10 protein-coding genes and 1 pseudogene are annotated in these 12,078 nt (G+C 70.3%); all 11 read left to right on the plus strand.

Features of this window, described 5'->3' with window-relative positions; genetic code table 11:
* Nucleotides 1-39: 39 nt before the first annotated feature.
* The 11 genes and pseudogenes from QMO76_RS30995 to QMO76_RS31040 all read left to right on the plus strand — a co-directional run bounded on the left by QMO76_RS30995 (nt 40) and on the right by QMO76_RS31040 (nt 12,042).
* Nucleotides 40-447, plus strand: coding sequence for a BlaI/MecI/CopY family transcriptional regulator (locus QMO76_RS30995; protein ID WP_306364908.1), 408 nt, complete (start codon nt 40-42; stop codon nt 445-447).
* Nucleotides 448-498: 51 nt separating this feature from the next.
* Nucleotides 499-1,440: a M56 family metallopeptidase gene (locus QMO76_RS31000; protein ID WP_306364909.1), complete on the plus strand. Its 942-nt coding sequence runs from the start codon at nt 499-501 to the stop codon at nt 1,438-1,440.
* Between the two features lie 49 nt (nt 1,441-1,489).
* Nucleotides 1,490-2,221 (plus strand): annotated as a pseudogene (locus tag QMO76_RS35465) (DEAD/DEAH box helicase); the annotation flags it as partial.
* A 567-nt stretch (nt 2,222-2,788) separates the two neighbouring features.
* On the plus strand, nt 2,789-3,364 hold the full coding sequence (locus QMO76_RS35470) for a helicase-related protein (RefSeq protein ID WP_372342126.1): 576 nt from the start codon (nt 2,789-2,791) through the stop codon (nt 3,362-3,364).
* Between the two features lie 359 nt (nt 3,365-3,723).
* The gene (locus QMO76_RS31010) at nt 3,724-5,160 is read left to right on the plus strand and encodes a GuaB1 family IMP dehydrogenase-related protein (RefSeq protein ID WP_306364910.1); all 1,437 of its coding nucleotides are present in this window, start codon (nt 3,724-3,726) and stop codon (nt 5,158-5,160) included.
* Nucleotides 5,161-5,455: 295 nt separating this feature from the next.
* Nucleotides 5,456-6,826, plus strand: coding sequence for a hemolysin family protein (locus QMO76_RS31015; RefSeq protein ID WP_306364911.1), 1,371 nt, complete (start codon nt 5,456-5,458; stop codon nt 6,824-6,826).
* Complete coding sequence (locus QMO76_RS31020) at nt 6,819-7,883, plus strand: hemolysin family protein (RefSeq protein ID WP_306364912.1); 1,065 nt, start codon at nt 6,819-6,821, stop codon at nt 7,881-7,883. The genes QMO76_RS31015 and QMO76_RS31020 overlap by 8 nt, the downstream gene beginning before the upstream one ends.
* The gene (locus QMO76_RS31025; protein WP_306364913.1) at nt 7,880-8,800 is read left to right on the plus strand and encodes a 3-methyladenine DNA glycosylase; all 921 of its coding nucleotides are present in this window, start codon (nt 7,880-7,882) and stop codon (nt 8,798-8,800) included. Before QMO76_RS31020 ends, QMO76_RS31025 begins: the two co-directional genes overlap by 4 nt.
* Nucleotides 8,801-9,013: 213 nt before the next feature.
* A complete protein-coding gene (locus QMO76_RS31030; protein WP_306364970.1) occupies nt 9,014-10,591 on the plus strand; it encodes an LVIVD repeat-containing protein in 1,578 nt (525 codons plus the stop codon).
* Nucleotides 10,592-10,647: 56 nt separating this feature from the next.
* Complete coding sequence (locus QMO76_RS31035) at nt 10,648-11,241, plus strand: DUF305 domain-containing protein (RefSeq protein ID WP_306364971.1); 594 nt, start codon at nt 10,648-10,650, stop codon at nt 11,239-11,241.
* 78 nt (nt 11,242-11,319) lie between these two features.
* The gene (locus QMO76_RS31040) at nt 11,320-12,042 is read left to right on the plus strand and encodes a hypothetical protein (protein ID WP_306364914.1); all 723 of its coding nucleotides are present in this window, start codon (nt 11,320-11,322) and stop codon (nt 12,040-12,042) included.
* The last annotated feature ends 36 nt before the right edge of the window (nt 12,043-12,078 follow it).

The following is a 12,078-nucleotide window of genomic DNA, read 5'->3' on the forward strand; positions in this document are numbered from 1 at the left end:
TAGTACGCATGCGCGTCGTTGACTCCGTAGAATCGGGGAATGGCAGGTCTTGGTGAACTCGAGAAAGCGGTCATGGACCAACTGTGGTCGGCCGATGAACCACAAACGGTGCGGCAAGTCCACGAGGCCCTCGCGCAGCGCCGCGAACTCGCGTACACCACGGTGATGACGGTGCTCCAGCGATTGGCGAAGAAAAGCCTGGTGGTGCAGCAGCGCGACGACCGCGCGCACCGCTACGCCCCCGTGCATACTCGCGACGAACTCGTGGCGTCGCTCATGGTGGACGCGTTGCAACAGGCGGACGAGGTGGGCAGCCGCCGCGCGGCTCTCGTACACTTCGTCGAACAGGTCGGGAAGGATGAGGCTGCCGCATTGCGGGACGCACTCGCTAAGCTCGAAGCGAACGAGGCAGCGCGCAGGAAGCCGACCGACGAGACGGGAGTCTGACCGCCGCACCTGCCTCGGCGCCCTAGCCCCCACAACGTAGTGAGCTGAGGAATGGATGTAACCGCGCCGGTTTTCGCCGGTCTCGCGTTGTTTCTGGCGGGACCGGCTCCGGCGCTGCTCAGCAGAGCCTCCTGGCCGTATCGCAATCCCCGTGCGGCACTGGTGCTCTGGCAGGCCATAGCGTTGGCCGCCGTGCTGAGCGCCTTCGGTTCCGGGCTGGCCATCGCCAGCCGACTCCTGGTGCCCGGCCCGGACGGGCGGCCGACCACGTCGCCCTATGCCGAGATCGATGTGCTGGGGCTGCCGCTGTGGCTGGCCTATGTCACGGTCTTCGCGCTCACCCTCATGATCGGCGGGCGGCTCATCTGGTCGGTGATCCGCGTCGGCATCCACACCCGCCGCCGCCGTGCCCGCCATCGCATGCTCGTCGACCTGCTCGATCAGCCCAGTGTGCAGCGCAAGGCCGCGGACATCCGGGTGCTGGCCGCCGCCGAACCGATCGCCTACTGTCTGCCGGGCATCCGCCAGCGCGTGGTGCTCTCGCAGGGCACCGTCACCAATCTCTCCGATGAGGAGCTCACCGCCATCGTCAGCCATGAGCGCTCGCACCTGCGCGCCCGCCACGACCTCGTACTGGAGGCGTTCACCGCCGCGCACGAGGCGTTCCCGCGGGTGGTGCGCTCCAAATCCGCGCTCGATTCGGTGAAGCTGCTCATCGAACTGCTGGCCGACGACTCCGCCGTCAAGGCCACCGGGGCGACGCCGCTGGCGCGGGCGCTGGTGGCCTGCTCGAATTCGGTTGCCCCGCAAGGCGCGATGGCCGTCGGCGGACCCACCACACTGATCCGCATCCAGCGCCTCGCCGGACCCATCGGCAGTGTGCGCGAGGCCGCCGCCGCCTACCTGGCCGCCGCCGCCATCCTGGTGGTGCCCACCCTCGCGGTCGCCATCCCCTGGCTCACCGAACTGCACAGGCTGCTGATCAGTGCCTGACCCCACCGCCCGCGATCGGAATCCGGGTTTCGCGCGCGCCGAGGAGACCGTGCGCTATGCGGTCGTCTCACGGCCGCTGACCTTCGCCGATCTGGGTCTGCCGCCGGTGCTCGTGCACGCGCTGCGGCGGGACGGAATCGAGCGGCCGTTCCCCATCCAGGGCGCGGTGATCCCCGATGTGCTGGCGGGACGTGATGTGCTGGGCCGCGCCGCCACCGGTTCCGGCAAGACCCTCGCGTTCGGGGTGCCGATGCTGGTCCGGCTGGCCGGGGCACCAGCCAAGCCCGGCCGCCCGCGCGGTGTGATCCTCGCGCCCACACGGGAATTGGCGCAGCAGATCGAGGCGGCGCTGGACGAGCCCGCGCTGTCGCAGGGCATCCGCCTCGCCTCCGCCGTGGGCGGGCTGCCGATCAAGCGCCAGGAGGAACGCCTCGCCCGCGGCGTCGACCTGCTCATCGCCACCCCCGGCCGCCTCACCGACCTCGTCGGCCGCCGCAAGGTGGACCTCTCCGAGGTGCGCGCCATCACCGTCGACGAGGCCGACCACATGGCAGAACTCGGCTTCCTGCCCCAACTCACGGCCGTCCTGAACCGTATTCCCGAGGCCGCGCAGAAACTGCTGTTCTCCGCCACCCTGGACGCGGCCGTGGACGGCCTGGTCGAGCGCTACCTACGAGATCCCGTGCGGCACACGATCTCCGGGCAACCCGGAGAAGCCGTGTACGGCGACCGTTCCCCACACGCCCGCCCGGACACCTCCGGCCGGGCCGCTCACGCGGGCGATGCCTCCGAGACACCGAATCCCGTTGGCGGCGAAGCGGATTCCTCGACCGCCGTTCCCGGCGCGGCCCCCGATGCCACGGGCGGTGACCGAACGCCACCGGAAAACCCGTCCGGGGCGGGTGCGGATAGGACGCCGACAGCGCGCCCGCGCACCGCCGGTGACGACCGGACACCTACGGAGTACCCGAGATTCGCGGACGACGAGAACCGCGGGGGACCCCAGCGACCGACGGACGACACCACCCGAACAGAACACCCACGAGCGACCGACGACACCACCCGAACGGGACACCCACGAGCCGCCGACGACACCACCCGAGCTGGACACCCACGAGCAACAGACGACACCACCCCGACCGGGCATCCACGGGCAACAGACGACACCACCCGGGGGGAACACCCGCGAGCGACGGACGACAGTCCGGTGCCGACCGGCCGTCCCGGCGAGCGTGCGGTCAGCGACCCGGGCCGGGCGGTCGGGCATTACGCCGTGCGGGTGCGCCGCGCCGACAAGTACGCGGTCGTGGCGGAGATCGCGGCGCGTGCGGGGCGCACGCTGCTGTTCGTGCGCACTCAGCACGGTGTCGACAAACTCGCCCGCCGCCTGCGTGAGGTGGGTGTCGCGGCGGCCGCGCTGCACGGCGGCAAGGCGCAGAACCGGCGCACCCGCACCCTGGCCGCCTTCGCCGACGGCACCGCGCCCGTCCTCGTCGCCACCGATGTGGCCGCGCGCGGCATCCACGTCGACGGCATCGATCTGGTCGTGCATGTCGATCCGCCCGCCGATCCCAAGGATTACGTGCACCGCGCGGGCCGCACCGCCCGCGCGGGCGCGACCGGCACCGTGGTCACCATCCTCACCCCCGCCGACCAGGAGCCGTGGGCCGCGATCGTGGCCGCGGCGGACGTTTCCGTCACCGATATCGACACCCGCCCCGGCGACCGCCGCCTGGCCGAACTCGTCGGCGCGCGCCGCCCGTCCGGCAACCCGGTTCCGGACCCGGCCACCCCCGCCGCACCCGAACCCACCGCCCCCCAACAGGTTCCGCCCCGCGAGCAGCGCCGCCCCCGCCCCGCCTCCCGCTCCGGCAGCCGCGTCCACAACAAGAAGCGCAAGCCCGGAGCGCGCCGCGCACGGTGACGCCGCTGTGTCGCGCACGGTGACGCCGCCACGCCGCACACGATGGCCTCCACACCACGCACGGCGGCTCCGCACCGCCACGCACGTCCCGCCACGCCATGTCACGCCACCGCGCCGCCCACAGCCCCGCACGCCCCGCACGGTGACGCCCCGTCGCCCCGATCCGCCCCCCAGGCCAGACAGTTGCTGACGTGTCACATGGCACACCCGGAATCGGTGCCGACACCCGGTACACTGGACCGCTGCATGTGTGACATCAGGTTGAAGCACCGCCCCAGTGAATTCGTGCCCGAAACCTGCCTCCGTAGCATGGCCACGACCGCAAATCCCGACGTCAAACCTATGAGGCGAACATAACCGTGCAGTTCCTCCCCGGGCACAATCCGCCCTACGACCTGACCTACGACGATGTCTTCCTCGTCCCCAGCCGGACGGATGTGACGTCGCGATTCGATGTCGACCTGTCCACCAGCGACGGGACCGGCACCACCATTCCGATCGTCGTCGCGAATATGACGGCCGTCGCCGGTAAGCGCATGGCCGAGACGGTCGCGCGCCGCGGCGGACTGGTGGTGCTGCCGCAGGATCTGCCGATTCCGGCCGCCGCCGAGACCATCGGTTTCGTGAAGAGCCGCTCGCTCACCGCCGACACGCCGGTGGTGCTGAGCCCGGAGCATTCGGTGTCCGACGCGCTCGGGCTCATTCACAAGCGCGCGCACGGCGCGGTCGTGGTGGTCGAGGACGGCAAGCCGGTCGGTGTGGTCACCGAGGGCTCCTGCGCCGACGTGGACCGGTTCGCGCGGCTGCGCACGGTCGCGGACGCCGATTTCGTCACCGCCGACGCCGCCACCTCGCCGCGCGACATCTTCGATCTGCTCGAGCACAACCACTCGGGTATCGCCGTGCTGGTCAACGGCGACGGCAGCCTGGCGGGCGTCATGACCCGCACCGGCGCCGTCCGCACCGGCATCTACCAGCCCGCGGTCGACGCGCACGGCAAGCTGCGCGTCGCCGCCGCGGTCGGCATCAACGGCGATATCCCGGCCAAGGCCAAGGCCCTGGTCGACGCCGGCGCCGACGTGCTGGTCATGGATACCGCGCACGGCCATCAGGGCAAGATGCTGGAGGCGCTGCGCTCGGTCTCCGGACTGGGCCTGGGCGTGCCGATCGTGGCGGGCAACGTGGTCTCCGCGGCGGGCACCCGCGATCTCATCGAGGCGGGCGCGGACATCATCAAGGTCGGGGTCGGCCCCGGCGCCATGTGCACCACCCGCATGATGACCGGCGTGGGCCGCCCGCAGCTGTCCGCGGTGGCCGAATGCGCCGCCGCCGCCAAGGAATTCGGCAAGCACGTATGGGCCGACGGCGGTGTCCGGCACCCGCGTGACGTGGCCTTGGCGCTGGCGGTGGGCGCGGCCAACGTGATGGTCGGCTCCTGGTTCGCGGGCACCTACGAATCGCCCGGTGATCTGCGCATCGACCGCGACGGCAACCGCTACAAGGAGAGCTTCGGCATGGCGTCCAAGCGCGCCGTCGCCGCCCGCACCGCCTCGGACTCCGCCTTCGACCGCGCCCGCAAGGCGCTGTTCGAGGAGGGCATCTCGTCCTCGCGCATGCGGCTGGATCCCGAACGCCCCGGCGTGGAGGATCTGCTCGACCACATCACCTCCGGTGTGCGCAGCTCCTGCACCTACGCGGGCGCGAGCAACCTGGCGGAATTCCACGAGCGCGCCATCCTGGGCGTGCAGTCGGCGGCCGGATTCGCCGAGGGCCGCCCGCTGCCGTCCGGCTGGTGACATCGCGACCCACCGCCTGAACCGGGCGGTCGCCGGGGCCAATCCCGGGACCGCCCGGTTTCGCGCGTCCGGCACGCTCACCGGGCAGCGCTGCCGGTAGCATGAGGGCGGCCGGGGTCGCCGCGGCGGCGATCTCGCATATCCGCACCGGCCCCAGCACCCCGTATTCGATCTGCGAAAGGAACCAGTTGTCACCCGCGTCCGAGGGCGCCGCTCAGGAGGGCTCGTCTACCGAGCCGGGTGACAAACCCGGCGCCATCGCTCTCCCAGCACCGACGGCTCGGTGGTGCTGACCGTGTCCACCGTGTTCACCATTCTCGCTCTGCTCGGCTTCCTGGCGTTGACCGCCGGGACGGCGTTGTTCGTGGCCGCCGAGTTCTCGCTCACCGCCCTGGAACGCTCCACCGTGGACGCGCACGCCCGCCAGGGCGACCGCCCGGCCCGGCAGGTGCGCCAAGCGCATCGCACACTGTCGTTCCAGCTCTCCGGCGCACAGCTGGGCATCACCATCACCACACTGATCACCGGCTATATCGCCGAACCGGTGCTGGCGCGGCTGCTGGAACCGCCGTTCACCGCCGCCGGCCTGAGTTCAGGTGTCTCGCACGGTATTTCGCTGGCGCTGGCGCTGATCCTGGCCACCTCGCTGTCCATGATCTACGGCGAGCTGGTGCCCAAGAACATCGCCATCGCCGCACCGCTGGCGACCGCGCGGTTCACCGCCGGGCCCATGGTGGCGTTCTCGGCCGTCTTCCGGTGGATGATCAATTTCCTGAACGGCACCGCGAACTGGGCGGTGCGCCGGATGGGCATCGAACCGGCCGAGGAGCTGCGGTCGGCGCGCTCACCGCAGGAGCTCGGGTCGCTGGTGCGCACCTCGGCCCTGCACGGCGCGATCGACCAGCGCACCGCGCAGGTGGTGGACCGGTCGCTGCGCTTCGGTGAACGTTCCGCCGAGGAACTCATGACCCCGCGCGTGAAGATCGAAACCCTGGACCAGGACGACACCATCGCCGACCTCATCGCCGCCGCGGGCCGCACCGGCTACTCGCGGTTCCCGGTGATCGACGGCGATCTGGACAACACCCTCGGCATCGTGCACATCAAACAGGCGTTCCTGCACCCGGTGCGCGCCCGGCGCAGCATCCGGCTGAAGTCCATCGCCCAGCCGGTGCCCATCGTGCCCGCCTCCCTCGACGGCGACGAGGTGCTCGAACGCGTGCGCGCCGACGGCATGCAGGTGACCCTGGTGGTGGACGAGTACGGCGGCACCGCGGGCATCGTCACCATGGAGGATCTGATCGAGGAGATCCTCGGCGATGTGCGCGACGAGCACGACGAGGAGGAACTCGACGTGCGCCGCACCGCGGCGGGCTGGAACTGCTCGGGCCTGCTGCGCGTCGACGAGGTGTCGGCCACCACCGGATACCACGCGCCCGAAGGCGAATACGAGACCCTGGGTGGTCTGGTGCTGACCCAGCTGGGCCGGATCCCGGCGGCCGGGGACGAGGTGCTGCTCCCGCACTCCGACAATGCCTTCGAACCGCACACCCGCGGCGGCTGGATCGCCAAGGTGGAGCGGATGGACGGCCACCGCATCGACCGCGTGCTGCTGTGCCCGGTCGACGCCGAGGCCCGCGCGACCTGGGAGCAGCGGCATGGGTGATTGGCTCGCGGTACTGCTCACCGTCTTCCTGCTGCTCGGCAACGCCTTCTTCGTCGGCGCCGAGTTCGCACTCATCTCCGCTCGCCGAGACCGACTGGAAGCCCTTGCGGCACAGGGCAAGCGCAGCGCCACCACGGTGATCGAAGCGGCCCAGAATCTGTCCATGATGCTGGCGGCGGCGCAGCTGGGCATCACCATCTGCTCCATCCTGCTGGGCCGGGTGGGTGAGCCCGCGGTCGCGCATCTGCTGGAGCGGCCCTTCCACCTGCTCGGCGTCCCCGATCAGCTGCTGCACCCCATCGCCTTCGCGGTGGCGCTCACCGTCGTGGTGGTGCTGCACATTCTGCTCGGCGAGATGATCCCGAAGAACATCGCCCTGGCCGGGCCGGAACGGATGGCGCTGCTGCTGGTGCCGGCACACCTGATGTGGCTGCGGCTGGCGCGCCCGCTCATCGCGCTCTACAACCTGGCCGCGAATCTGACGCTGCGGGCGCTGCGCATCGAACCCAAGGACGAGCTGGACGCCACCGTCTCCTCGGTGGAGTTGGCGGAGATGTTCGGCGAATCGCACTCCGAGGGACTGCTGGACGAGGAGGAGCATCGCCGCCTCACCCAGGCGCTCGGTTCCAGTGACCGCATGGTCTCCGACGTGATGGTGCCGCTGGACAAGGTGCGGTCGGCCCCGCTGCGCGGGGACGGCACCACGCTCGGCGATATCGAATCCGCCGTGGCCGAGACCGGCTACTCCCGCTACCCGGTGCGCGCCACCGACGGGTCCCTGGTCGGCTATCTGCACGTCAAGGATGTGCTGGACCTGGTCGCCGACGACACGGCCGGACCCGGCACCCCGATCCCGCGCACCGATATCCGGCCGTTGCCCACCCTGAGCGGCGGAGCCACCCTGTTCGAGGCGCTGGCCCGGTTGCGGCGCACCAACTCCCACCTCGGCCGGGTGGTGGACGGGCACGGCAATACGGTCGGCATCGTGGCCCTGGAGGATCTGGTGGAGGAGTTCGTCGGCACCGTCCGCGACGCCACCCATCGCCTGGCGGAATGAGCATGTCGGACAGCGAACTACGAGCGCTCGGGCCGCGGATCCTGCCGCGGTCCGAGTGGAACGCCCGCGCGGCCGCCCACCGGGACCGGGTCGACGCGCTGATCGGACCGTACCTGCGGCAGCGGGCGGCCGGTTCCACCCATCCGGTGATCGACTTCCTCTTCACCTATTACGGGCACAAGCCCGCGCAGCTGAAGCGGTGGCATCCGGGATACGGGGTGGCGCTCGCCGATGCCGCCGAGTACGCGGATTACCGCGGCTACCAAGGAATTCCACTATCGGCGAGCGACGGTGACGGCACCGCGTGGACCGCGGCCCCCGCCTTTCTCGCCAAGCGCCGCGACACCATCGCCTTCGTCGCCGACCTGCTGGCCGCGACCGCCACCCGGCCCGCCCAGCTGTCCTGCTTCGGGCTGCACGAATGGGCCATGGTCTACCGCACCGACGACATCCGCCATCAGCAGGTCCCGCTGCGACTCGGCTCCGCGGGCACCGACGCGGTCGTCGAATCCATGCGGCTGCGCTGCACCCACTTCGACGCTTACCGCTTCTTCACCCCGGACGCCGTCCCCCGCAACGACGAACACCTCACCCGCGCCGACCAGATCGCCCGCGAGCAGCCCGGGTGCCTGCACGCCAATATGGACCTCTACAAGTGGGGCTTCAAACTCACCCCCCTCATCGACTCCGACCTCCTCTTCGACTGCTTCGACCTGGCCTGCACCGCCCGCGAACTCGACATGCGGGCCAGCCCCTACGACCTCGCCGCCTACGGCTACACCCCGATCACCATCGAAACCCCCTCCGGCCGTGCCGAATACGTCCGCGCCCAGGCCATGATCGCCGATCGTGCCACGGCGCTGCGCTCCCGGCTGCTCGACCGCTGCCAGGCCCTGCTGTCACTCACCTCGACGTAGTCGAAGCACCGATCGGGTAAGCCGATCCCGGTCGCAGCGTGAACGGCACCGGGTGTACGGCGTTGGGCTGACCGGAGCCGCCAATCCGGGCCAGAACCCTACCGGTCGGTCAGATTATCCATTAACTTATGACGGTATCCGGGGCCACAGTCCGCGCTTGTGTGTGCCCCGGATCACTGACACTGATGTCCGGGAGAAGGTCGGGTGACCGCAATGTCGCGGTGGACGAATCTGCGTCGGTCCAAGCCTGTCGTCGTGGTGGCGGCGGCGCTGCTGGCGGCGGCCGTGCTGCCGATCGGGGGTGCGTCGGCGGATCTGCAATCCGACATTCAGAATGCGGTGCGGGAATTCCTGGATGTGGGGCGGACGGCCGTACCGCGTGCCGACTGTGGGCCGGGGGCCATGCCGGAGCCCGGATTGCAGGGCGACGTCCCGGCCGCCGATCGCAGCAGCGGGCGCAGCACACAGGGGTATCGGTGCAATATGACCTTCGTCGGGGGGCATGTCGGGCGCGGGGCGGGGATCACCTCGGCCACCTTCGAGCACTGCTCCTACACCGGGTCGTTCTTCCCCGGCAATATCCTCGGGCCGTCGCAGGGTGTGCAGGTGCTCGACGTCTCCGACCCGACGAATCCGGTGGTGACCGCCACCCTCACCGAACCGGCCATGCTGGCCGGCACATGGGAGTCGCTCAAGGTCAATGCCGAACGAAAACTGCTGGTGGGCACCGGAGTTCCGATCGGCGAGGGTGCGGGGTACCTGTCGGTCTACGACATCTCCGACTGCGCGCATCCGCGGCTGTTGAATCCGGGACCGGGCACCAATCTGCTCATGCCGCTGCCGATCACCACCCACGAGGGCGGATTCTCCCCCGATGGGCGCACCTACTGGGCCTCCGGCATCGCGCCCGGCTTCGTGAGCGCCGTCGATCTCACCGATCCCGCGAATCCGCACGTCGTCTGGCAGGGCTTGACCGGTATCGAGGCGCACGGGTTCGGGATCAGCCCGGACGGCAATCGCATGTACCTGTCCGCGCTCGGCGGCTTCACCGTGCTCGACATCAGTGCGGTGCAGCGACGCGACCCGAATCCACAGGTGCCGCATCTGGGCCGGGTGTTCTGGACCGACGGCTGGGCGACCCAGCACAGCGTGCCGGTCACCTATGACGGACGCCCGTACCTGTTCACCGTCGACGAAGGCGGTTCCGGCGGTGTCAAACTCATCGATATCGCCGACGAGACCGCGCCGACCGTGGCCGCCAAGATCAAGCTGGAGATCAACCTGCCGCAGCACCAGGACTCCCTCATCGCCTCGTCGATGGGCGGATCGGTGTTCTCCTACGACGCCCACTACTGCGCCGCCGACCGCCCCGTGAACCCCACCGCTCTGGCCTGCGGGTGGGAGTCCTCCGGCATCCGCGTCTTCGACGTGCGCGATCCGTTCGCCATCCGGGAGATCGCCTACTTCAATCCGCCCGCACGCACCGGCCGCAATCTGGAGCTGTGGAACTCCCCGCACGCGCTGGCCTCGCTGATCGGCGTGCCCGCCATGGAGTTCCCTTCGGCGGCCCGCGCCATCCTGGAGGGGCAGTTCGATATCGGACAGGCGCTGTCGCAGCGTTCGGGCATGCTGGCCTTCGGCGATCTGTCCACCGACTGGTGCTTCGCGCCGCCGGAATGGCACGGCAGCCAACTGTGGACCAGCTGCAACGACAACGGATTCATGGTGTTGCAGCTCGATGAGAGCGTCTACACCCCGCCAGCCGATCAGCAGTCCGTGGTCGGCTCGTGAACCGGCTGCGTGTCGTCGCCTACCTGGCGGCGGCGCTGCTGCTGGTCGCGATCGGTATGGCGTTGCGCCCCAGCCTGATCCCCGACAATCGGAGCGCACCCCCGGTACTGGACGCGGTCGAGATCGGGTTCACCCGGGACATGCTGGCCCACCATGAACAGGCGCTGCTCATGGTGCAGCGGCTCGATCCCGCCGCCGATCCCGCGATTCGGAAACTGGCACAGCAGATCTCCGACACCCAGCGGGTGGAGATCGGCACCATGCTGGGCTGGCTGCGGCTCGCCGGCGTCTCCCCCACCACACGCGAGCCGATGGCCTGGATGCGTGCGAGCGAAGCCGCTGCCGCACACGGACACTCGGCTCCGACCAGCACCACCGCCGCGAATTCCGGCCAGCGCATGCCCGGTATGGCGAGCTACGCCGAACTCGACGCCTTGGCATCCGCCCGCGGAGCCGACGCCGAAACGCTGTTCCTGCAACTCATGCTGCGCCACCATCTGGGCGGCGTCACCATGGCGAAGGCCGCCGACGAACTGCTCACCTCGGGGCCGGTGAAGGAGGCGGCGCGCGCGATGATGACGGCGCAGAACCAGGAGGCGGGCATCATGACCATCGTGCTGGCCCAGCGCGGCGCACAACCGCTGCCCTGACGCGGCGCGCCACCTGCCCGTCGGTATCGTCGATAGCGTTCGACGGCCCGCCGGGGCCGGGAGAGGTTGATCGAGAGCATGGCCCAGCCGGAGACCCTCACCATTCCGGAACACATCCACGGCTACCCGCGGGTGGCGTTCGGCGGCTATGTCGCGGGTATGCTCGCCCGGCACTGCGGGGCCGAGACGGTCCGGGTCGACTTCCGCCGCGCGGTACCGGTCGGCGCACCCGTCACCATCAGCACCGACTGCGCGCACACCAGCCTGACCGGTGCCGACGGCCAGCTGCTGGCCGAGGCCGCGCCCGCCGCGCTCACCTGCGCGCCGCCGCCCGCGCCCTCCTGGTCGGAGGCCAAGCGCGCCACCGAAGCGGCGCTCTCCTCCCCCGATCGCCAGGTCACCGACTGCTACGGCTGCGGCGTGCTGTGCGAGCCCGGCCGCGGTCTGCGCCTGTTCCCGTGGGCCACCCCCGACCGCCGGGTCATGGCCGCCGCCTGGACCCCCGATCCGGGTCTGGCCGACGAACACGGGGAACTCCCGCCCGAGGTCGTCTGGTCCACCCTGGACTGCCCCGGCGGCATCGCGGCCTGGGTGTTCCAGGGCATGGGCCGGCGGGCGGTCACCGCCGCCCTGACCGCCACCACGTCGCAACCCGTACTCGCCGGTGCGGAGTACATCGCCTATGCCTGGGCGCTGCACCGGGACGGCCGCAAACACACCGTCGGCGTGGCGCTCTCGACGCCGGACGGGCAGCCGTGCGCGGTCGCCGAGGCGCTCTGGATCGCCCCGCGCACCGCCTGATCACTCCGGCCAGTCCGAGCCCTCGATCACCGTGAC

The sequence above is a fragment of the Nocardia sp. CC227C genome, assembly GCF_030767025.1.
Lineage (GTDB): Bacteria > Actinomycetota > Actinomycetes > Mycobacteriales > Mycobacteriaceae > Nocardia.